This window comes from Streptosporangium sp. 'caverna', assembly GCF_003203775.1.
Lineage (GTDB): Bacteria > Actinomycetota > Actinomycetes > Streptosporangiales > Streptosporangiaceae > Streptosporangium > Streptosporangium subroseum.
Window position 1 is genome coordinate 3,216,112 of record NZ_CP029711.1, and the last position, 22,013, is coordinate 3,238,124.

Genomic DNA, 22,013 nt, shown 5'->3' on the forward strand with positions numbered 1-22,013 from the left:
TTCTCCACCCGGTCGCCTATGTTTGGTGACCGTGGAGCTACGTGATCTGACCGTCGACGACTTCGACGCGGTCCTGGACAATCGCAAGCGCGCCTTCGGGCCGATCTCCGACGGCGAGGTGGACACCTGGCGCAGGCATGTCATCCCGGTGCTCGCGGGCGGGAGGTATCTCGGCGTCGTCGACGGCCCCCGGCTCGTCGCGATGAGCAAGATCAACGATCTCACCCAGTGGTGGCACGGCAGGCCGATTTCGATGGCCGGCATCGGCTCGGTGACGGTCGCGCCCGAGGACCGCGGACGCGGCGTCGGCCGGATGCTGATGCGGGCCACCATCGACCGCTGCGCGGATCTCGGTCACCCCATCTCGGCCCTCTACCCGGCCACCACCCGGATCTACCGGTCACTCGGCTGGGAGCACGCGGGCGCCATGCACCGGGCCACCCTGCCCGCAGAGGCCCTGCGCACGATCAGGCCCACCGAGCAGGTCAAGGTCCGCCGGATGGGCCCCGACGACGCCCCCGAGGTGATCGCGATCCTCAACCGCGTCCACGCCGCCACCCACGCCTCCGGTCCCATCTGCTGGGACGAGCGGATCTGGCGCCTGTGGCTGGAGAGGAAGGACGACTTCCTCTACCTGGCCGACGACGGCTTCCTCATCTATCGCTGGGACGGCGGCGACATCGAGGTCGACAACCTCGTCGCGGGCTCGGAGGCCACCGCCCGCGCCCTGTGGTCGCTGGTCGGCTCGTCCTCCTCCGTCGCCGCGTCGGTGCACGCGGTCGTCGCCCCCGACGACCCGGTGTTCTGGCTGATCGGCGACCGCCCCAGGGACGAGGTCGGGCAGACCCGCTGGATGTTCCGCGTCGTCGACCTCGCCGAGGCCGTCGCCCGGCGTGGCTTCCCCGCGGGCGTCACCCTCGACGCCGTGATCCAGGTCGACGACCCCCATCGCCCCGCCAACTCCGGCCCCTGGCACCTGTCCGTCGCGGACGGATCCGGTACGGCCGAGCCGGTGGAATCCCTGCCGGGCGCCGTCCCCGTCTTCACCGCCGGCGCCTTCTCCGCCCTGTTCGCCGGGGTCCCGACCGCCACCCTCCGCCGCTCGGGAACGCTCACCGGCCCGACGGACGCCCACGAGGTCTTCGACGCCGCCTTCCACGCCAGGCCGCATATGCTTGACCACTTCTGACGGCCGGTGGCGGAGCCGTGCACGGCGTGTCCGCACAGCCGTGCACGGCGTGCCCTCACACGGTAGAGTCGGGCACCGAACAGGTGTTCGGCGAGCGGAGGCGTGTCAGTGCGGTTGCCCGAGCTGCGGGTGATGGGGATCGATCCCGGGCTGACCCGGTGCGGGCTCGGTGCCGTCGAGGGGCGGCCCGGGGCGCCGCTGAGCCTGATCAAGGTAGGAGTCGTCAGAACGCCGGCCGATGACGATCTCGGAGCCCGGCTGGTGGCGATCGAGGCGGGCATCGAGCAGTGGCTCGACGAGGTCAAGCCCGACGCGGTGGCCGTGGAGCGGGTTTTCGCCCAGCACAACCTCAGGACCGTGATGGGCACCGCGCAGGCGTCCGCCGTGGCGATCCTGTGCGCCTCCCGCAGGGGGCTGCCGGTCGCGTTGCACACCCCTTCCGAGGTCAAGGCCGCGATCACCGGCAGCGGCACGGCCGACAAACAGCAGGTGGGAACCATGGTGACCCGGCTGCTGCGGCTGGACGCCATGCCCAAGCCCGCCGACGCCGCCGACGCGCTCGCGCTCGCGATCTGTCACGTGTGGCGGGGCGGGGCCCAGAGCAGGCTGGCCGAGGCGGTGGCCAAGGCCAAGACCGGGCCGGGAACGACCCCCGCGGCCTACTTCCGGGGGCAGGGCAGGGCCGGATATTCGAGAGGAACCACCAAGTGATCGCCTCGGTTCGGGGACAGGTGACCGCCATCGCACCGGAAGGGGCGGTGGTCGAGGTCGGCGGGGTGGGCATGTTCGTGCACTGCACGCCGGGCACGCTGGCAACGCTCAGGATGGGCGAGGAGGCCAGGCTGGCCACCTCGCTCGTGGTCCGTGAGGAGTCGCTGACGCTGTTCGGCTTCGGGAGCGACGACGAGCGCGGGATCTTCGAGATGCTGCAGACGGCCAACGGGGTCGGTCCCAAGGTCGCCCTGGCGATGCTGGCCGTATACACGCCCAACGCGCTCCGGGTGGCCGTGGCGAGCGCGGATGTGAAGGCGCTGACCAGGGTTCCGGGGGTGGGGCCCAAGGGGGCCCAGCGGATCATCGTCGACCTCAAGGGCAAGCTCGGCACGCCGGAGGAGACCGTCAACGCCGCGCTCAACGGCCATGTGACCGTGCCCGTCTGGCGGGATCAGGTGCACTCGGGCCTGGTCGGTCTCGGTTACTCGGCCAGGGACGCGGACGAGGCGGTCGCCGCCGTCACGCCCCAGGCCGACGCCGAGGTGCTGGAGGGCCGGACCCCGCAGGTGGCCGCGCTGCTCAAGGCCGCGCTCCGCGCGCTGAGTGTCCGATGAGGGGCTCCCGCGGGCGGACGCCCGACGATCACCACGGGTTCGCCCCCGGTGATCGCCGGAGGCCCGTGCCTGAAAATCGCCGGGGGCTCGCGCCTGATGGTCGGGGACTTGCGCCTGGTGGTCGAGGGCTTGCGCCTGATGGTCGCCGGAGACCCGTGTTCGATGGTCGCCGAAGGCTTATGTTCGATGGTTGCCAGAGGCTCGTGTCCGATGGTCGCCAGAGGCTCGGCGGAGCGGAGGGCGCCCGCATGAGCGTGACGGAAACCCGCGTGTGTGAAGGTGGATCGGCGTGAGTTCGGAGCGGGATCTGGTGTCGCCGGACGCCGAGGGCGACGAGCAGTTCATCGAGGCGGCGCTGCGGCCCAAGCGGCTGGAGGAGTTCATCGGCCAGGCGCGGGTGCGCGAGCAGTTGTCGCTGGTGCTGCAGAGCGCGCTGCGGCGTAACCGGCCGCCGGACCACGTGCTGATGAGCGGCGGGCCCGGGCTCGGCAAGACGACCCTTTCCATGATCATCGCGACCGAGCTCTCCGTGCCGCTCCGGATCACCTCGGGTCCCGCGCTGGAGCGGGCGGGTGACCTCGCGGCGATCCTGTCGACGCTCTCGGAGGGCGAGGTCCTCTTCATCGACGAGATCCACCGGATGGCCAGGCCCGCCGAGGAGATGCTCTACCTCGCGATGGAGGACTTCCGCGTCGACATCGTGGTGGGCAAGGGGCCGGGGGCGACCGCGATCCCCCTGGAGATCGCGCCGTTCACCCTGGTCGGGGCCACCACCAGGGCCGGAATGCTGCCCGCGCCCCTGCGCGACCGTTTCGGTTTTGTCGCGCACATGGACTTCTACTCGGTCGCCGAGCTGGAACAGGTGCTGCACCGCTCCTCCCGGCTGCTCGCCGTCAGGCTTCCCGGCGACGCGGCGCACGAGATCGCCGGGCGATCGCGGGGCACGCCCCGTATCGCCAACCGGTTGCTGCGCCGGGTCCGCGACTTCGCCGAGGTGCGCGCGGACGGGGTGGTCACCAAGGACATCGCCTCCGCGGCGCTGAACCTCTACGAGGTCGACGCCGAGGGGCTCGACCGGCTCGACCGGGCGGTCCTCGGAGCGCTGCTGCGCAAGTTCGGCGGCGGGCCCGTCGGGTTGTCCACGCTGGCGGTCGCGGTGGGGGAGGAGCCGGAGACGGTGGAGGTGGTCGCGGAGCCGTTCCTGGTGCGGCAGGGCCTGCTGGCCCGCACTCCACGGGGCCGGGTCGCGACCGCGGCGGCCTGGGTGCACATGGGCCTGACTCCGCCACCGGACGCGTTCGGAGCCTCGCTCCTTGTAGACCTTGGGGATGATCTGGGACAGGTCTGACGTTGGGTTTGGGTAGGGGAGTCGTACAGCGTTGATCACAAGTCGGTGACGACAGTATCGAAATGGGAACTTCCCTGCGCGCCGAATCGTGACTTCGTTGCCGCGCTTCTAACAGCTCGCCTAAACTCCGAGGCTTGGCTGGCTGTGTAGGCTGACGTGCTGAGCGGCGTGGCCGTATATGACGTCCGGCGCCCGGCCGGCCATTTTCAAGAGAAGGAGCGGCCCTGTGGGCAGCTATTCGAGCCTTATCATGATCGCTCTGATGGTCGTGGTGTTCTACTTCCTGCTCATCCGTCCGCAGCGTAAGCGGCAGCAAGAGCAGACCCAGATGCAGAACAGCCTCGCCACGGGCACCAAAGTCATGACCACGACCGGTCTGTTCGCGACCGTGGTGGCGATCGACGCCGACGACGTGATCCTGGAGATCGCGCCCGGTGTCGAGACCCGCTGGGTCAAGGCGGCGATCGGCCGCGTCCTGACTCCTGTTGACGATGTGGAGGACGAAGGCGTCACGAACATCGACGACAATGTGACTGACACCGTGGAACAGCACGGCGACAGCCAGGATTCGACGACCAAGAAGGCATGAGCAGGCTCACCACCAACCCCCTATAGCCGAAAGAACTGACGACCAGTGGCCCGACCGACCAGTGGCCAGAGCAGACCGGGGCGTATGCTCCTGGTGCTTCTGGCGATCATTCTCGCCATGGGCGGGGTTATGCTGCTCAACAAGGCATACGCCCCCCTATATGGCCTCGACCTCGCCGGCGGCACCACGGTGACGCTGCAGCCAATCACGCCGAACGGCAGCGCTCCCACAGACGAGAGCCTCGACCTGGCCGTGAACATCATCCGTAATCGGGTGAACGGCAGCGGCATCTCCGACGCCGAGGTCGTCAAATCCGGTGACAACATCGTCATCTCCGTCCCCGGAGTTGGCCAAGAGGAAGTCGTCAAACTGGTCGGCACCACCGCGGAGCTTCGATTCCGTCAGGTGATGGCGATCGCCCCCGGGGCACCCCAACCCCCCGGTCAGTTGCCCACCCAGGCGCCGACACCCGCTCCTTCGGGCACCGGCAAGCAGGACAAGACTCCCAAGCCCACGGGTTCCGAGGCTCCCAAGCCCAACGGTTCCAAGGTTCCCGACTCCGCCACGACCGCCGCGCCGAACCCGAGTGGTTCGCCCGCGGGTCGTGCCCTGTCCTCGGCGCTCACCAACCCGAGCCCGGGCGCGACGCCCGCCGCCTCGGACAAGCCGGCCAAGGCCGCGGACCCGAGTGCCAAGCCGGGTGAGAGCACCGCTCCGACCGCCAAGCCGGGCGACAGCGCCGTTCCCTCGGCGCCTCCCGCGGCTCCCGAAGACCCCACGGAGGGCGTGGACACCACCGGGATCGACCCGGCGGTGCTCAAGCAGTTCGAGGCGCTTGACTGCTCCAAGAACAAGGGCGAGGGCGCTCAGGACGCACCGACGAAGCAGTACGTCGCCTGTAGCGACGACGGCAGCGCCAAATACGTGCTCGACAAGGCGGCCGTGACCGGCACCGCGATCGACACCGCGTCCGCCGGCGTCGACCCGAGCACCGGCGAGTGGCTCGTCCAGCTCTCCTTCAAGGGTCAGGGGCCCCAGCAGTGGTCGGCGGTCACCACCACCGCCTTCAACTCGGCGCCCCCGCGCAACCAGGTCGCCATGGTCCTGGACGGTGTGGTCATCTCCGCTCCGACCATCCAGGAGCCCATCACCGGCGGCCGGGCACAGATCTCGGGTAGCTTCACCGACGCGACGGCCACCGCCCTGGCCGACCAGCTCAAGTTCGGCGCGCTGCCGCTGAAGTTCGAGATCGGGTCCAACGAGGAGGTCTCCTCCACCCTGGGCGCCGACCAGCTCCGCGGCGGTCTGATCGCGGGTGCGATCGGTCTTCTCCTGGTGCTCATCTACTCGATGCTCTACTACCGGGGTCTGGGCATCGTCGCGGTGCTGAGCCTCGTGGTGGCGACGGCCCTGACCTACGAGACCGTGGTGCTGCTCGGGACGTTCGCGGGCTTCCGCCTGTCGCTCCCGCACATCATCGGTCTGATCGTCTCGATCGGTATCACGGCGGACTCGTTCATCGTCTACTTCGAACGCATCCGGGACGAGATGAAGGAAGGCCGCCGCTCGCTGCGCACGGCCGTCGAGGTCGCCTGGACCCGTGCCCGGCGGACGATCCTGATCGCGGACGCCGTCATGTTCATCGCCGCTCTCGTGCTGTACTTCCTGGCGGTCGGCGGTGTGGCCGGCTTCGCCTTCGCGATGGGTCTGACCACGCTCATCGACATCGTGGTGGTGTTCATGTTCACCAAGCCGTTCGTCGCGCTGCTCGCCAAGCGGAAGTTCTTCGCCAGGGGCCACAAGCTCTCCGGCCTTGACGCCGAGCGCATGAGCGAGAGCGTCGTCAACCCCAAGACCGTTCCGCAGGAGGCCTGATGTCTGGCATCGCGCGCCGTCTGTACCGCGGCGAGGTCAATGTCGACTTCGTCGGGCGCAAGAGACTCTGGTACAGCCTCTCCGCACTCCTGTTGGTGATCTCCATCGCGGGTCTGGTCTTCAACGGCCTGAACCTGGGTGTGGAGTTCAAGGGCGGGTCGGTGTTCTCCTTCAAACCGGCCGCGACCGTCGACATCGAGCAGGTGCGCACCACCTTCACCGACGCCGGTGCGCACCAGGTCATCGTCCAGACGACGAACAACGGCTGGCGGGTCACCACCGAGGCATTGCCGGCCGACACGGTGACCGCGGTCCAGAAGACGGTCGCCCAGAAGTACGGCCTGCCGCAGGACCAGATCAACCTCCAGGTGATCGGCGGCTCGTGGGGTGGTCAGGTCGCCAACCAGGCCATCATCGGCCTGGTCGTCTTCATGCTGGCGATCATTCTGTACCTGACGCTCGCCTTCGAGTGGAAGATGGCGCTGGCCGCCGTCGTGGCGCTGCTGCACGACCTGGTGATCACTGCCGGCGTCTACGCGTGGTCGGGCTTCGAGGTCACTCCGGCGACCCTGCTGGGCTTCCTGACGATCCTCGGATACTCGCTGTACGACGCCGTCGTCGTGTTCGACATGATCAAGGAGGTCACCGCCAAGCTCGGCACGACCTCCAAGATGACCTACACCGAGGCCGCCAACAACGCGCTGAACCACACGCTGATCCGGTCGCTGAACACCACCCTGGTGGCGATCCTGCCGGTCGCGGCGATCCTGTTCATCGGCACCACGCTGTTCGGCGCGGGCACGCTGAAGGACCTGTCGCTGGCGTTGTTCGTCGGCATGCTCGTCGGCACGTACTCCTCGCTGTGCGTCGCGACGCCGCTGCTGGTCACGTTGAAGGAGCGCGAACCGCGCTACCAGGCGATCGCCCGCAGGCTCGCCTCCCACGGGGGCGGCGCCGCGTCCGCGGCCAAGAAGGCTGTCCGCCAGCCGGTCGCCGCCGGGGCCTCCAACGGCACCGTCGCGGGCTCCAACGGCACGGCCGGAGCCGCAGGCGGCACCGTCGCCGGCGGGGAAAAGCGCAAGAAGAAGTAGTCCGGAGAGATCACGCCTCCGCTCCCTTCCCGGGGGCGGAGGCGTTTTCCATAGGTGAGCGATCATGAGTGATTCCACAAGGGGAGCGATCGTGAGTGACCTGAGCAGGCTGATCCTGGAACGGATCCGCGACGTGCCCGACTACCCCACGCCGGGAGTGCTGTTCAAGGACATCACCCCGCTGCTCGCCGACCCCAAGGCGTTCGCCGCGGTGACCGACGAGCTCGCCGGGCTGTACCGGGTGGACAAGATCGTCGGGATCGAGGCCAGGGGGTTCATCCTCGCCGCTCCCGCCGCCTACAAGGCCGGCGCGGGGTTCGTTCCGGTACGTAAGAAAGGCAAACTGCCCTCTGAGACGCTTGAGGCGTCCTACGATCTGGAGTACGGCTCCGCCACCATCGAGGTTCACCGGGACGCCTTCGTCCCCGGGGAGCGGGTTCTGATCATCGATGACGTGCTCGCCACCGGAGGCACGGCGTGCGCGGCGGTGGAGCTGGTCCGCAGGGCGGGCGCCGACGTCGTCGCCATCGCCGTGCTCATGGAACTCTCCTTCCTCAAGGGCCGTGAGCGCCTGGACGATGTCACGCTGCACTCCCTCGTCATCGTCTGATCGACCCCGCGGGCGGATGCACACAAGCCGGTCTGGATACACTGAGGGATCTGGACTCGAATGTTAAGGAGTCTGAGTGCCCCGTGATGTGGTCGTCCCCGACGTGACCGCTGACGGCGGCGGTCCCGAGACGGCCGTTCCGGCAGACGGTGCCGGTTCCGCCATGTCTGGAACCGCCGAGGAGAAGCCGGCGGTAAGACGTAGGCTCGCGCGTTTTGGGGGGCAATGGGGTGGCGCGATGAATCCGGTGCTGGAGCCGCTGTTCCGCACGGTCCGTGCGACCCATCCGAAGGCGGACCTGCGGCTGATCGAGCGTTCCTACGATGTGGCCGCCTACCATCATCGCGATCAGAAGCGTAAGAGCGGCGACCCCTACATCACCCACCCGCTGGCGGTGGCGACGATCCTCGCCGAGCTGGGCACCGACGACGAGACGCTGTGCGCCGCGCTGCTGCACGACACCGTCGAGGACACCGCCTACGGTCTGGACGAGCTGCGCTCGGACTTCGGCGACAACATCGCGCTGCTGGTCGACGGCGTCACCAAGCTCGACAAGGTCAAGTTCGGTGACGCGGCCGAGGCCGAGACCGTGCGCAAGATGGTCGTGGCCATGTCCCGCGACATCCGCGTGCTGGTGATCAAGCTCGCCGACCGGCTGCACAACATGCGGACGATGCGCTACCTGCCCGAGCACAAGCGGCACCAGAAGTCCCGCGAGACGCTGGAGATCTTCGCGCCGCTCGCCCACCGGCTGGGCATGAACACCATCAAATGGGAGCTGGAGGACCTCGCGTTCGCCATGCTCTACCCCAAGCGCTACGACGAGATCGCCCGGATGGTGTCGGAGCGGGCCCCGCGCAGGGACCTGTTCCTGCAGGAGGTCATAGAGAACGTCTCCGGCGACCTGCGCGACGCCAAGATCCGCGCCTCGGTCAAGGGCCGGCCCAAGCACTACTACTCGGTCTACCAGAAGATGATCGCCAGGGACGTCGCCTTCGATGACATCTACGACCTGGTCGGCATCCGGGTGCTGGTCGACACGGTCCGCGACTGCTACGCCGCCCTCGGGACGATTCACGCGCGATGGAACCCGGTGCCCGGCCGGTTCAAGGACTACATCGCGATGCCCAAGTTCAACATGTACCAGTCGCTGCACACGACGGTCATCGGCCCCGAGGGCAAGCCGGTGGAGCTGCAGATCCGCACCCACGGCATGCACCACAGGGCCGAGTACGGCGTGGCGGCGCACTGGAAGTACAAGGAGGACATGACCACCTCCGGTCCTCCCGGGGCGAAGCTGAAGCCGGCCAGCGACATGGCCTGGCTCCGTCAGCTCCTGGACTGGCAGAAGGAGACCGCGGACCCGGGAGAGTTCCTGGAGTCGCTCAGGTTCGACCTGTCGGTCTCGGAGGTCTACGTCTTCACACCGCGAGGCCAGGTCATCGCCCTGCCCGAGGGGGCGACGTCGGTCGACTTCGCCTACGCCGTGCACACCGAGGTCGGCCACCGCTGCATCGGCGCCCGGGTCAACGGCCGCCTGGTGCCGCTGGAGTCACGGCTCAGCAACGGCGACACGGTGGAGATCTTCACCTCCAAGTCGCCGGACGCCGGACCCTCGCGCGACTGGCTCAAGTTCGTCAAGTCCGGCCGTGCCCGCAACAAGATCCGGCAGTGGTTCTCCAAGGAGCGCCGCGAGACCGCGATCGAGGCGGGCAAGGAGGCGATCGGCCGGGCCATGCGCAAGCAGGGTCTGCCGCTGCAGCGCCTGATGTCCGGAGAGTCCCTCCTGGCCCTCGCCAGGGACCTGCGCTATCCCGACGTCTCCGCGCTCTACGCGGCCGTCGGAGAGGGCCACATCGCGGCCCAGAACGTGGTGCAGAAGCTGGTGCACGCCCTCGGGGGAGTGGACGGCGCGGAGGAGGACATCGCCGAGGCCTCGGTGCCGACCAAGCTGCGGGGCCGTCCCCGCGGCAGCGGCGGCGCGGGCGTGGTGGTGGCGGGCAGCTCCGACGTGTGGGTACGGCTCTCACGCTGCTGCACCCCCGTTCCGGGCGACGAGATCGTCGGATTCGTCACCCGGGGGCACGGCGTGTCGGTGCACCGCACCAACTGTCCCAACATGGATCAGCTCAACTCCGAGCCGGATCGCCTGGTCGAGGTCGCCTGGTCGGCCGCGGACGACTCGGTGTTCCTGGTCGCCCTCCAGGTCGAGGCGCTCGACCGGCCCCGCCTGCTGTCGGACGTCACCAGGACCCTGTCGGACCAGCACGTCAACATCCTGTCGGCGTCGGTGACGACGTCCAGGGACCGCGTGGCGATCAGCAAGTTCACCTTCGAGATGGGCGATCCCAAGCACCTGGGCCACGTTCTGAAGGCCGTACGCAACATCCCGGGCGTATACGACGTCTATCGGGTCAGCGGCGCCGGCTCCTGATCGGCCGTCCCTGACGCACGGCGCCCGTCTCCGAGGCGGAGCCGGGCGCGAACGCGTGGCACCGGCCGGCGATTCCGCGGCCCCGTACGTGACGCTCCGTGCGCGCGGCGCCGTCCGGTGCCTCTGGGTCGCGATGCCATCCGGGAGAAGGTCTCAGGGGCATACAGAGGCCCCCAGGGCGTGCCCTCGTCTACGGGGCGCGTCCTGGGGGCCTTCTCAGTTGCTCAGGAGAACTCGGCGAGTGTGCGCTCGGCCTCCTCCAGCCAGGAACGGCGGGCGGCCAGGGCCTCCTCGGCGTCCTTCACGTCCTTGTCCTTGCCCGCGGTCTGGGCCTTGACCAGGCGGGCCTCCAGCTGCGCGATCGTCTTGCGGAGCTGGTCGACCGTGTTCTGGGCGCGGGCGCGGGCCTCGGGGTTGGAGCGCTTCCACTCCGTCTCCTCGGCCTTGCGGATCGCTTCGTCGATCTTGCGCAGCCCGCCCTCAAGACGGTCACGCTGCTCCCGCGGAACCGAACCCGCGGCCTCCCAGCGTTCCAGGATGTTGCGCAGGGTGGTCCGGGCGGAGCGGGCGTCGGAGACTGGGAGGATCTTCTCGGCCTCGGCCAGAAGCTGCTCCTTGATCTCGGCGTTGGCCGCGAGCGAGGCGTCGCGCTCGGCGAAGACCGTCGAACGCGCCTGGAAGAACTGGTCCTGGGCGCCCTTGAAACGGCCCCAGAGCTCGTCCTCGACCTCGCGGGAGGCCCGGCCCGCCATCTTCCACTGCTGCATCAGCTCGCGGTAGGTGGAGGCGGTGGCGCCCCAGTCGGTGGAGGAAGACAGCGCCTCGGCCTCGATGACGATGCGCTCCTTGGCGGAGCGCACGCTCTCTCGCTGCTCGTCCAGCCCCGCGAAGTAGGCCTTGCGCCGCTTGGCGAAGGCCGTGCGGGCGGCGGACAGGCGTTTCCAGAGCGCCGCCTCCGTCACCCGGTCGATGCGCTCGGCGGCCTTCCACTCCTCGATGAGCTGGCGCAGCCGCTCGCCGCCGGTCTTCCAGTGAGTGGTGTCGTCGGCGATGCGCTCCGCCTCGGCGACGATCCGCTCCTTGATGTCCTTGGCCTCCGCGCGGGCCACGTCGCGTGCCGCCTTGACCTCCTCGCGGCGCTGGGCGACCAGCTCCGTGACGACGCCCAGCCGGTTCAGCAGCCCGTCGAGATCGCCGATCGCATGCGCGTCGGTGATCGCCTCACGGAGCTTGACGATGGTCGCCTCGGCCTGGGCGGGCGGCAGGTCGGTGCCGCGAACCCGCTGCTCCAGAAGGGTGACCTGCCCGGCCAATTCGTCGAACTTGCGATGGAAGTAGGCAAGTGCCTCTTCCGGTTCGCCGGCCTGCCAGGACCCGACGGCCCGTTCTCCCTCAGCCGTACGTACGTAGACGGTGCCGTCGTCGTCTACCCGGCCCCACGGGTCGGTGCTCACCGTGTCCTCCCGCACTTTCATCAGCCTTTCGGGACTAGCCGTCCCTTGCTTGTATTACGTCAGCTCTTGCCGGACATTGTCACGTCTTCGATTTGTACGGTTTCCTTCGGGGCTCCGGTGCCGTCAGGTCCCGGAGTAATAACGCCGGCCTTGTTCACCTTGTCGATGATCTCCAGTCCCTTGGTCACCGTACCGAACGGGGTGTAATTCGGGGGCAGTTGGGTGTCGCCGAACACGATGAAGAACTGACTGCCGTTGGTGTCGGCGCCGCTGTTCGCCATGGCCACGACGCCACGGGTGTACTTGGCGCCTTCGAGGTTCTCGTTCACGAAGCGGTAGCCGGGGCCACCCTGGCCGTCAGTCTGGCTCTTACCGTCGGCCTTGGCCAGTGGGTCGCCGCACTGCAGCATCGGGAACGCGGCCGAACCCAGGCGGTGACACTTGGAGCCGTCGAAGTACTTCTTCTTCGCCAGGAAGGCGAAGGAGTTGACCGTGCACGGGGTCTTCTCGGCGGACACCTGGATGACGATGTCACCGCGGTTCGTCTTGAGGGTCATCTTGTTGGGCGTGGTGTCCACCTTCGCCGGAGGCATGCCCACGTCCTTGGAGGGGCCGCCGGCGGTGTCCGCGACGTAGCCGCAGGTGCCGCTGGCGGGGTCGAAGGCCGCCGGCTGGGCGCCGGCGTCGGACGCGGCCGGGCTCGCAGCCGGGCTCGCGGCCGGGTCCGGGCTGGCCGTCGCCGTGGTGTCCGAGCTGCCGAGCAGGGTGGTCGCGGCGATCACGCCTCCCACGACCACCACTACGGCCACGCTGGTGCCGATGATCGCGTTGCGCTTGGTTTTGGTCTCGCGCTCGACGCGTCGTTGCATCTGCCGCTCGTAGTGCTCGCGCGCCAACTGCTTCTGGCGTTCCTTGCCGCTCACCGCTTCGCCCTCCCGAGTGCCGGAGTATTACTTATTGAGGTGGGCGAATCGTATCGGCCAGAGGGTAATGGTTCGCAGCCCGCCGACCCGCACCGGTACCCTTCGGTTACATTCCCATCCGCATTCTTGACGAGATCAGCTGAGGCAGATGCTCATCGCCGGCTTTCCAGCAGGGTCGTTCCAGACCAACTGCTACGTCGTCGCTCCCGCCGCGGGCGAGGAGTGTGTCATCGTCGATCCGGGCCAGAACGCCGTCGGCGACCTGGACGACGTGCTGCGCGAGCATCGGCTCAAGCCGGTCGCGGTGCTGGTCACCCACGGTCACATCGACCACATGTGGTCGGTCGCCCCGGTCTGCGGCGCGCGCGGCGTCCCGGCGTGGATCCACCCCGAGGACCGTGAGCTGCTCTCCGACCCGGGCAGGGGACTGTCGACGGCGACCAGGCAGCAGATGTTCGGCGGCCTGACCTTTACCGAGCCCGACGACGTGCGCGAACTCGTCGACGGTGAGGTGCTGCGGCTGGCGGGTATGGAACTGACCGTCGACCACACTCCGGGCCATACCAGGGGGTCGGTGACGTTCAGGCTGCCCAGCACCGAGGAGATTCCGGACGTGATGTTCTCGGGCGACCTGCTGTTCGCCGGCTCCATCGGCCGCACGGATCTTCCGGGAGGCGACTACCCGACCATCCTGCGCAGCCTGGCGGCCAAGTGCCTGCCGCTGCCGGAGAGCACGGTGGTCCTGCCCGGCCACGGACCACAGACCACGATCGGCCACGAGCGTGCCACCAACCCGTATATGGCGGAAGCGGAAGCGGCGTCCAACGCCGGCTCCGAGAGCCTTCGGCACGGCCGTGGTCCCACCAGGGGACTTTAAGAGATGACTCTGCAGGCGCCCAAGGGCACCTTCGACTGGCTTCCGCCGCAGTCCGAGCGGGCGCTCGCCGTGCGCGAGGCGCTGACCGCTCCGGCCCGCCGCGCCGGTTACGGCTATATCGAGACACCGGTCTTCGAGGACACCGCGCTGTTCGTGCGCGGTGTCGGCGAGTCGACCGACATCGTCTCCAAGGAGATGTACACCTTCGAGGACAAGGGCGGACGCTCCCTCACGCTGCGCCCCGAGGGCACCGCCTCGGTCGTGCGGGCCGTCCTCCAGCACGGCCTGCACAACGGCCAGCTTCCGGTGAAGCTCTGGTACTCGGGCAGCCAGTTCCGCTATGAGCGCGCCCAGAGAGGCCGCTACCGCCACTTCTGGCAGGTCGGAGCGGAGGCACTGGGGGCCGAGGACCCCGCGCTGGACGCCGAGCTGATCATCCTGGCCAGCGACGGCTACGCCGGACTGGGCCTGACCGGGGTCCGGTTGCTGATCAACACCCTGGGCTGCAGGGAGTGCCGCCCCGTCTACCGGGCCGCGCTCCAGGAGTTCCTGCGCGGGCTCGACCTCGACGAGGCCACCCGCCAGCGGATTGAGATCAATCCGTTGCGCGTGCTCGACGACAAGCGCCCCGAGGTGCAGGCCCAGCTGGCCGCCGCGCCGCTGGTGACCGACCACCTGTGTGAGGCGTGCAAGGCCTACCACGAGGAGGTCCGCTCGCTGCTGAGCGCCTCCGGCGTGACCTACGCCGACGACCCCCGGCTGGTCCGCGGCCTCGACTACTACACGCGCACCACGTTCGAGTTCGTCCACGACGGGCTGGGCTCGCAGTCGGCGGTGGGCGGTGGCGGCCGTTACGACGGGCTGAGCGAGATGCTCGGCGGTCCCGCCCTGCCCAGCGTGGGCTGGGCGCTCGGCGTCGACCGGACGGTCCTGGCCATGGAGGCCGAGGGGCTGTTCGGAGGCGAGGCCGGTGAGTCCCGTGTCCAGGTGTACGGTGTGCCGCTGGGTGAGGAGGCGCGCCGCCGGATGTTCCTGCTCATCACCGAGCTGCGCCGGGCAGGCCTGGACGCCGACATGTCGTTCGGCGGCAAGGGTCTCAAGGGCGCCATGAAGGGCGCCGACCGCTCGGGGGCGAGCTATGCCGTGATCCTTGGCGAGCGAGATATCGCCGTCGAGTCCGCGCAGGTCAAAGACCTGGTCAGCGGTGATCAGATCACCGTACCGCTCGCTGAGATCGTCACGACTTTGAAGGAGAGACTGAACAAATGATCCGCACGCACGAAGCGGGATCACTGCGCGAGGAGCACGCCGGGCAGCAGGTGACGCTGGCCGGTTGGGTGGCGCGCCGCCGCGACCACGGCGGTGTGGTCTTCATCGACCTGCGTGACGCCTCCGGCTCCTCCCAGGTGGTCTTCCGCGAAGAGGACGACGCACACGGCCTGCGCGCCGAATACTGCGTGAAGGTTGTCGGAGAGGTACGGGTCCGTCCCGAGGGCAACGCGAACCCCGATCTGCCGACGGGCTCGATCGAGGTCGTCGCCTCCCAGGTCGAGGTGCTCAGCGAGTCCGCGCCGCTGCCGTTCCCGATCGAGGGCACCGCGGGCGTCTCCGAGGAGGCGCGGCTCAAATACCGCTACCTTGACATCCGCCGCCCGCAGATCGCGCAGGCCATGCGGATCCGCTCCAAGGCCACCTACCTGGCCCACCAGGTGATGGACGAGCACGGGTTCAACTACATCGAGACCCCGACGCTGACCCGTTCCACCCCCGAGGGCGCCCGCGACTTCCTGGTCCCGGTCCGGCTCCAGCCCGGCAGCTGGTACGCGCTGCCGCAGTCGCCGCAGCTGTTCAAGCAGCTCCTCATGGTCGCCGGCATGGAGCGCTACTACCAGCTCGCCCGCTGCTTCCGCGACGAGGACCTGCGTGCGGACCGGCAGCCGGAGTTCACCCAGATCGACGTCGAGATGTCCTTCGTGGACCAGGACGACGTCATCGCGCTGGGCGAGGCCCTGATCGGCCGCATCTGGAAGGAGACGATCGGCTACGAGCTGCCGACGCCGCTGCCCCGGATGACCTACTGGGACGCCATGGCCCGCTACGGCTCCGACAAGCCGGACCTGCGCTTCGGCCAGGAGCTCGTCGAGATGACCGAGTTCTTCGCCGACACCACCTTCCGGGTGTTCCAGGCTCCCTACGTGGGCGCCGTGGTCATGCCGGGCGGCGCCTCCCAGAGCCGCAAGGAGCTGGACGGCTGGCAGGACTGGGCCAAGTCGCGGGGCGCCAGGGGCCTGGCCTACGTGCTCGTGGGCGAGGACGGCACGCTCGGCGGCCCCGTCGCCAAGAACCTGTCGGAGACCGAGACCGCCGGCCTGGCCGCCAAGGTGGGCGCCGGACCTGGTGACGCGATCTTCTTCGCGGCCGGTGCGGCCTCCGCCTCCCGCGACCTGCTCGGCGCGGCCCGCCTGGAGATCGGCCGCCGCTGCGGTCTGATCGACGAGTCCGCCTGGAACTTCCTCTGGATCGTCGACGCCCCCATGTTCGAGGAGGACGGCGACGGCGGCTGGACCGCGGTCCACCACCCGTTCACCGGGCCCAAGCCCGAGTGGGCCGACACCTTCCAGGACCACCCCGGCGAGGCCCTGGCCTACGCCTACGACATGGTCTGCAACGGCATGGAGATCGGCGGCGGCTCGATCCGTATCCACCGGGCCGAGATGCAGCAGCGCGTCTTCGACGTGCTCGGCATCTCCAAGGAGGAGGCGGAGAACAAGTTCGGCTTCCTGCTGGAGGCGTTCAAGTACGGCCCGCCGCCGCACGGAGGCATCGCCTACGGCTGGGACCGGATCTGCATGCTCCTCGTAGGCGGCGACTCGATCCGTGACGTCATCGCCTTCCCGAAGACGGCTTCCGGCTTCGACCCGCTGACCGGCGCGCCCACCCCGATCACGGGTGAGCAGCGTAAGGAGGCCGGTGTGGACGCCAAGTCCAAGGAGGCCGCCGACGCCAAGCTGAGGGCAGGGGCCTAGCTCGCGAACGCGGTGAGGGCCTCCGCCCCGAGGTGGAGGCCCGGCCGGCGAATGCGGTGAGGGCCTCAGGCGAGGTAGGGGCCTGGCTCAAGGATGTGGCGGAGGCCTCCCGGAGAACGCTCCGGGAGGCCTTTCCGTATGCCGGGTCAGAAACCGACCGGCAGCGCCCGCAGCCCGCGGATGATCGAGCCGTCCTGGCGCCAGGCGATCTCGGACGGCGCACAGGCGAGCGCGAGGCCGGGCAGGCGGCGCAGGAGCGTCCCGAAGGCGATCTGCGCCTCCAGCCGCGCCAGCGGCGCGCCCAGGCAGAAGTGGATGCCGTGCCCGAAGGCCACGTGGCGGTTCTCGGTCCGGGCGATGTCCAGGGTCTCGGGGGCGTCGAACGCCTCCGGGTCGTGGTCGACCGCGCCGAGGGAGATGTGAACGATGCTGCCCTTGGGGATGTGGACGCCCGCGATCTCCAGGTCCTCGGCGGCGAACCTGAACGTGGCCCGTTCCACCGGCCCGTCGTAGCGCAGGAACTCCTCGATCGCCGAGGGCAGCAGTTCGGGCTTGTCCCGCAGCAGCTGGAGCTGGTCGGGGTGGGTCAGCAGGGCCAGCATGCCGTTGCCGATCAGGTTGACCGTGGTCTCGTGCCCGGCGATGAGCAGCAGCGTGAGCGTGGCCAGCAGTTCCTGCTCGCTGAGCAGCTCTTCCTCGTCGCTGGCGGCGACCAGCGCGCTGACCATGTCGTCGCGGGGCTCGGCCCGGCGCTCGGCGATGAGCCGGGTGAAGTAGGCGCGGGTGGCGGCGTCCGTCTCGGCGCGGTGCCGGGTCTGCTCCTCGTCGCGCGCCGGGCTGACCAGGCTGGTCGACCATTCGCGGAAGTCGTTGCGGTCCTCGGCGGGAACGCCCAGCAGCTCGCAGATCACGATGATCGGCAGAGGGAAGGCGAAGTCGTCGAGCAGGTCGGCGTGTCCCTTGGCGGCCATCGCGTCGATGAGACCGTCGGTGATCTCCTGGATGCGTGGCCGCAGGCTCTCGGTCCGCCGCGGCGTGAACGCCTTGGAGACCAGGCGGCGCAGCCGGGTGTGGTCGGGTGGGTCGCTGTTGAGCATGTTGTGGGCGAGCACCGGGTTGTCGGTGGAGGTGAACTCGCGGAACCGGGCCGGTCCCCGGCTCATGCCCTTGGCCAGCCGGGGATCGTTGAGCGCCTGCCGGCCGTGCTCGTAGCCGATCACCAGGAACGCGTCCATTCCGGGCGGGAGGTCGATCGCGTGAACCGGCCCCTCGTCTCGAAGCGTGGCGTAGGCGGCGTAGGGATCCCTGCCGAACTCCGGGTTGAACACGAACTCGATCGGTAGCTTCTCAGACATCGGTGCACCCTCGGTGAGATGGATTACACGTCTTCCGGTATTAGTTTGGCCCTGTAAATGCCGGTATCGCCCGATTGTGATTGGGATCACAGGGGCTGGGATCCGGTGAGATCCCGCGGTGGAAGCAGAATGCCCCGGCGGTCACCTGACCGCCGGGGCATCCCATTCCGTGTCCTGATCGGAATCTCGCTAGGAGAGTTTCACATCCTTGATGATCACCGGGATCTTCGGGGCGTTGGAGCCGCCGTCGCCGGTGATGTCCGCGGGGTTGGTGATCCACCCGCCCTTGAAGATCTTGTCGAGGATGTCCATGCCCTTGGAGACGGTCCCGACGGGGGTGTAGACCGGGTCGAGCTGGGTGGTCTCGTCCGAGAGCGAGATCCAGAACTGGCTGCCGTTGGCGTTGGGGCCGCCGTTCGCCATGGCCACGACGCCCGGGACGTACTGGACGCCCGCGGAGAGCTCGTCGTCGAAGACGTAACCCGAGCTGCCCTGGCCGTCGGTGGGGTTCTTGCCGTCGGCCTTGGCCTGCGGGTCGCCGCACTGCAGCAGGCCCAGACCGGAGTTCTCCGGGGTGGCCAGGCGGTGGCACTTGGTGTTGTCGTAGAAGTTCTTGCTGGCCAGGAAGGCCAGGGAGTTGACGGCGCAGGGGGACTGCGCGGTCAGAAGATCGATCACGACGTTACCGTGGTTGGTGGTGATCGTCATGGTCTTCAGCTTCATGTTGGGCTTGCTCGGCGGCATGCCCACCTTCTTGGCCGGGCTGCCGCTGGTGTCCTTCTTGTACGTACAGGTCACCTTGGCCGGGTTGACCGAACCGCTGGGCGCCGGGGTGGGATTCAGCTGTGCGAGGGAGCTGTCCGAGGGCGCCGGCGAACTGGCGGCTGCGGGGTCGGCCTTGTCGGCACCCCCGAGCAACGTCGTCGCGGCGATCAGGCCTCCCACGACGACGACCGCTGCGACGACCGCTCCGATGAGAGCGTTCCGCTTGGTCTTGGGCGGCGCCTGCTCGGCACGCTGCGCCTGCCGCTCCTTGTGCTCCCGAGCCAGCTGGCTCTGGCGGTCCTCGCCGCTCACCGCTATGTCCTCCAGGATTACTGTTGCATGACTACTGACTGGCCGAAAGCGTACCGGCCTCAGCGTGTGTTGCATGTAAGTGGCGAAATCTACCGCGTGGGGGTGAAGGGGTATATGTGGTGCTTCACGCTGCCCATAACCCGTTCATGGTGTGATCCGTACTTACTAATGCTGATCCGCAGATGATCGGAGAGATGCATGTTTAACGAGATCCTGGGCCTGCCCCTCCACCCCCTGATCATTCACGTCCCCGTGATCCTGACGCCGCTCCTCGCGGTGCTCGCCATCGTGTACGCCCTGGCGCCGCGCACGCGCGGCGTGACCACCTGGGCGCTGGTGGGGCTCGCGCCGGTCGTCCCGGTGTCGGTCTTCGCGGCCAAGTTGAGCGGCGAGGCGCTGCTGGAGAGCCGGTTCTCCTCCGCCGGCGGTGAGCTTGGCAGGCGCATCGCCGAGCACCACAGCTTCGCCGTCCCCCTGCTGATCTCCACCGTGGCGCTCGGCCTGGTCTCGCTGGGACTCGTCCACGTCTCGCGCGGTGATCGGTTCGGCCGCCCGGTGAGACTGGCCGTCTCGGGTCTGACCGTGGTCCTGGCCGTCGTGGCGCTCTACTACGTGGTGCGCGCCGGACACAGCGGGGCCACCGCGGCCTGGGGGAGCTGAGGCGTGTCTCCTGACGGTAATGTCTGACCGTGGACAGCCTGTTCGATGTGGCGGCGGAAGAGGCCCATCGCGGCCATGAGCCCCTGGCGGTGCGAATGCGCCCGCGGGGCCTGGACGAGGTGATCGGCCAGCGGCACCTGCTGGGCCCCGGCACGCCGCTTCGCAGGCTGGTCGAGGCCGAGGCGCCGATGTCGCTGTTCCTGTGGGGCCCGCCGGGAACCGGCAAGACCACCCTCGCCTATGTGGTCGCGGGTGTCACCAAGCGCCGCTTCATCGAGGTCTCCGCGGTGTCGGCGGGCGTCAAGGACGTCCGCGCCGCCATCGAGCAGGCCCGGCGCGAGCTCGGCATGTCCGGCCGCCAGACCGTGCTGTTCGTGGACGAGGTGCACCGCTTCAACAAGGCCCAGCAGGACGCCCTGCTGCCGGCGGTGGAGAACCGCTGGGTCACCTTCATCGGCGCGACCACCGAGAACCCCTTCTTCTCCGTCATCTCCCCGCTCCTGTCGCGCTCGCTGCTGCTGACCCTGGAGTCGCTGTCCGAGGACGACATCCGGGTGGTGCTGGAGCGCGCCGTCGCCGACCCCCGCGGCCTCGACGGGAAAGTACGGCTGGCGCCCGAGGCCGCCGAGCACCTGGTGCGCCTGGCCGGGGGAGACGCCCGCAGGTCGCTCACCTATCTGGAGGCCGCCGCGCTGATCACCGGCGACGAGATCACCGTCGAGGTGGTGGAGCGCGCGGTGGACAAGGCGGCCGTCAGATACGACCGTCAGGGCGACCAGCACTACGACGTGATCAGCGGTTTCATCAAGAGCATGCGCGGCTCCGACGCCGACGCCGCGCTGCACTACCTCGCCCGGATGATCGAGGCGGGGGAGGACCCGCGGTTCATCGCCCGCAGGATCGTCATCTTCGCCTCCGAGGACGTCGGCATGGCCGACCCCACCTGCCTGCAGATCGCGGTGGCCGCGGCCCAGGCGGTGGAGTTCATCGGCCTGCCCGAGGGACGGCTCAACCTGGCTCAGGCGGTCATCCACTGCGCGCTGGCCCCCAAGTCCAACGCGGTCGTCAACGCCATCGGAGCGGCCTCTGAGGACGTACGGCGGGGCAACATCGGTCACGTCCCGAACCACCTGCGCGACGCCCACTACGGGGGAGCCAAGACACTCGGCCACGGCAAGGGCTACAAATACCCCCACGACTTCGAGCACGGGCTGGTCCGCCAGGACTACGCCCCGGAGGAGCTGAGGGACCGCCGCTACTACCAGCCCACCCGGCACGGCGCCGAAGCGGGCTTCGCCGACCGCTGGTCCAAGATCCGATCCTTCCTGCGCGGTCAGTAGCCACCCGGAGGAGACCGTCCCTGCCGTGCGCCGAGCCCTCATGATCTTCGCCGGCCGCGCGGCTCCGCGTGGACGCGTCCGGGGGCGGCCGGCGAACGGGGCACACGTCGTGACCCGGCATGCCGGAGGGAGCGAGGCAAGACGCGATAGGGTCTTGCCCATTCCAGCCGGGTGAACTAAGGAGATCGGCGCATGCTTACCGCAGGAGAGGTCGCCGGACTGATCGTCGCCATGGCCTGGGCGATCCTGGTCTGTTTCATGGCCGTGGTTCTGGTCAAGCTGGCCCGGTTGCTCACCGAGACCACCAAGATGGTCTCCGAGCTGAGCGACCGCGTGGTGCCGCTGCTGGAGGACGCCGCGGTGGCCGTCAGCCAGACCAACCGCCAGCTGGTCGCCGTCGAGGCCATCGCCCTGGACGTCAAGCAGGTGAGCGGGCACGTGGCCAAGGTCAGTAACATCACCCAGAGCCTGGTCACCGGACCGCTGATCAAGGTGGCGGCGCTCGGCCACGGCATCCGGCAGGCCCTCTCCGCCCACCGGCGCGGCAGGACGAGCCCCCGGGCGCTGGAGAGGCGGCGGCGATGATCCGGCGACTGTTCTACATGGCCCTGGGCGCGTTCGGCGCGGTGTGGGTCATGCGTAAGCTTCAGGCACTGCATCCGAACCACCTGGTCCGTCGCGCCGTGCATAACGCCACCGGCGCCCTGGAGCAGGTGAGGGATCTCACCGGAGACGCCCTTGAGGGCGCGGCCAGGCGAGAAACCGAGTTGCGGTCCAGGTTCGGGCTCGACACTGTGGAAAACACCTATCACTACAAGGTAAAGGATGGCCGCTGAC

At 68.8% G+C, this 22,013-nt stretch carries 20 protein-coding genes; 16 read left to right on the plus strand and 4 right to left on the minus strand.

What is annotated here, in order from left to right; genetic code table 11:
- Positions 1 to 31: 31 nt before the first annotated feature.
- The 9 genes from eis (at position 32) to DKM19_RS14270 (ending at position 10,464) form a co-directional block, all read left to right on the plus strand.
- The gene (eis, locus tag DKM19_RS14225; RefSeq protein ID WP_110705711.1) at positions 32 to 1,189 is read left to right on the plus strand and encodes an enhanced intracellular survival protein Eis; all 1,158 of its coding nucleotides are present in this window, start codon (positions 32 to 34) and stop codon (positions 1,187 to 1,189) included.
- Between the two features lie 123 nt (positions 1,190 to 1,312).
- Positions 1,313 to 1,900, plus strand: a complete 588-nt coding sequence (ruvC, locus tag DKM19_RS14230; RefSeq protein ID WP_089210744.1) for a crossover junction endodeoxyribonuclease RuvC — start codon at positions 1,313 to 1,315, stop codon at positions 1,898 to 1,900.
- A complete protein-coding gene (ruvA, locus tag DKM19_RS14235) occupies positions 1,897 to 2,517 on the plus strand; it encodes a Holliday junction branch migration protein RuvA (RefSeq protein WP_110696104.1) in 621 nt (206 codons plus the stop codon). Before ruvC ends, ruvA begins: the two co-directional genes overlap by 4 nt.
- 289 nt (positions 2,518 to 2,806) lie before the next feature.
- Positions 2,807 to 3,865, plus strand: coding sequence for a Holliday junction branch migration DNA helicase RuvB (gene ruvB, locus DKM19_RS14245; protein ID WP_110696106.1), 1,059 nt, complete (start codon positions 2,807 to 2,809; stop codon positions 3,863 to 3,865).
- 226 nt (positions 3,866 to 4,091) lie between these two features.
- Complete coding sequence (yajC, locus tag DKM19_RS14250; RefSeq protein ID WP_110696107.1) at positions 4,092 to 4,454, plus strand: preprotein translocase subunit YajC; 363 nt, start codon at positions 4,092 to 4,094, stop codon at positions 4,452 to 4,454.
- A gap of 84 nt (positions 4,455 to 4,538) precedes the next feature.
- Positions 4,539 to 6,329, plus strand: a complete 1,791-nt coding sequence (secD, locus tag DKM19_RS14255; RefSeq protein ID WP_110696108.1) for a protein translocase subunit SecD — start codon at positions 4,539 to 4,541, stop codon at positions 6,327 to 6,329.
- On the plus strand, positions 6,329 to 7,420 hold the full coding sequence (secF, locus tag DKM19_RS14260; protein ID WP_110696109.1) for a protein translocase subunit SecF: 1,092 nt from the start codon (positions 6,329 to 6,331) through the stop codon (positions 7,418 to 7,420). The genes secD and secF overlap by 1 nt, the downstream gene beginning before the upstream one ends.
- 64 nt (positions 7,421 to 7,484) lie before the next feature.
- Positions 7,485 to 8,030, plus strand: a complete 546-nt coding sequence (locus tag DKM19_RS14265) for an adenine phosphoribosyltransferase (RefSeq protein WP_110696110.1) — start codon at positions 7,485 to 7,487, stop codon at positions 8,028 to 8,030.
- 238 nt (positions 8,031 to 8,268) lie between these two features.
- Positions 8,269 to 10,464, plus strand: coding sequence for a bifunctional (p)ppGpp synthetase/guanosine-3',5'-bis(diphosphate) 3'-pyrophosphohydrolase (locus DKM19_RS14270; RefSeq protein WP_110696111.1), 2,196 nt, complete (start codon positions 8,269 to 8,271; stop codon positions 10,462 to 10,464).
- 224 nt (positions 10,465 to 10,688) lie between these two features.
- Here the strand turns inward: DKM19_RS14270 and DKM19_RS14280 are convergent, their stop codons facing one another.
- Positions 10,689 to 11,918, minus strand: a complete 1,230-nt coding sequence (locus DKM19_RS14280) for a DUF349 domain-containing protein (protein WP_110705712.1) — start codon at positions 11,916 to 11,918, stop codon at positions 10,689 to 10,691.
- A gap of 59 nt (positions 11,919 to 11,977) precedes the next feature.
- Positions 11,978 to 12,841: a peptidylprolyl isomerase gene (locus tag DKM19_RS14285; protein ID WP_110696112.1), complete on the minus strand. Its 864-nt coding sequence runs from the start codon at positions 12,839 to 12,841 to the stop codon at positions 11,978 to 11,980.
- 148 nt (positions 12,842 to 12,989) lie between these two features.
- On the opposite strand from DKM19_RS14285, the gene DKM19_RS14290 reads away from it, so the two are divergent.
- From DKM19_RS14290 to aspS, 3 genes are read left to right on the plus strand one after another with little or no spacing between them, the layout of a single operon-like run.
- Positions 12,990 to 13,718 carry an MBL fold metallo-hydrolase gene (locus tag DKM19_RS14290; RefSeq protein ID WP_110696113.1) on the plus strand — a complete coding sequence of 243 codons (729 nt, stop codon included), beginning with the start codon at positions 12,990 to 12,992 and terminating at the stop codon, positions 13,716 to 13,718.
- 3 nt (positions 13,719 to 13,721) lie between these two features.
- Positions 13,722 to 14,987: a histidine--tRNA ligase gene (hisS, locus tag DKM19_RS14295; RefSeq protein ID WP_110696114.1), complete on the plus strand. Its 1,266-nt coding sequence runs from the start codon at positions 13,722 to 13,724 to the stop codon at positions 14,985 to 14,987.
- Positions 14,984 to 16,744, plus strand: a complete 1,761-nt coding sequence (gene aspS, locus DKM19_RS14300) for an aspartate--tRNA ligase (RefSeq protein WP_110696115.1) — start codon at positions 14,984 to 14,986, stop codon at positions 16,742 to 16,744. The genes hisS and aspS overlap by 4 nt, the downstream gene beginning before the upstream one ends.
- A 146-nt stretch (positions 16,745 to 16,890) precedes the next feature.
- Here the strand turns inward: aspS and DKM19_RS14305 are convergent, their stop codons facing one another.
- Both DKM19_RS14305 and DKM19_RS14310 read right to left on the minus strand, forming a co-directional pair.
- Positions 16,891 to 18,099, minus strand: a complete 1,209-nt coding sequence (locus tag DKM19_RS14305) for a cytochrome P450 (protein ID WP_110696116.1) — start codon at positions 18,097 to 18,099, stop codon at positions 16,891 to 16,893.
- A gap of 189 nt (positions 18,100 to 18,288) precedes the next feature.
- On the minus strand, positions 18,289 to 19,176 hold the full coding sequence (locus tag DKM19_RS14310) for a peptidylprolyl isomerase (RefSeq protein WP_110696117.1): 888 nt from the start codon (positions 19,174 to 19,176) through the stop codon (positions 18,289 to 18,291).
- Positions 19,177 to 19,374: 198 nt separating this feature from the next.
- Between DKM19_RS14310 and DKM19_RS14315 the strand changes: the two genes are divergently transcribed.
- From DKM19_RS14315 to DKM19_RS14330, 4 genes are all read left to right on the plus strand, one after another.
- Entirely contained in the window at positions 19,375 to 19,836 is a 462-nt protein-coding gene (locus tag DKM19_RS14315; RefSeq protein WP_110696118.1) for a DUF2231 domain-containing protein, read from the plus strand.
- A gap of 29 nt (positions 19,837 to 19,865) precedes the next feature.
- On the plus strand, positions 19,866 to 21,176 hold the full coding sequence (locus DKM19_RS14320; RefSeq protein WP_110696119.1) for a replication-associated recombination protein A: 1,311 nt from the start codon (positions 19,866 to 19,868) through the stop codon (positions 21,174 to 21,176).
- A gap of 192 nt (positions 21,177 to 21,368) precedes the next feature.
- Positions 21,369 to 21,761: a DUF948 domain-containing protein gene (locus DKM19_RS14325; protein ID WP_110696120.1), complete on the plus strand. Its 393-nt coding sequence runs from the start codon at positions 21,369 to 21,371 to the stop codon at positions 21,759 to 21,761.
- Entirely contained in the window at positions 21,758 to 22,012 is a 255-nt protein-coding gene (locus DKM19_RS14330; RefSeq protein WP_110696121.1) for a hypothetical protein, read from the plus strand. Before DKM19_RS14325 ends, DKM19_RS14330 begins: the two co-directional genes overlap by 4 nt.
- Position 22,013 lies beyond the last annotated feature (1 nt).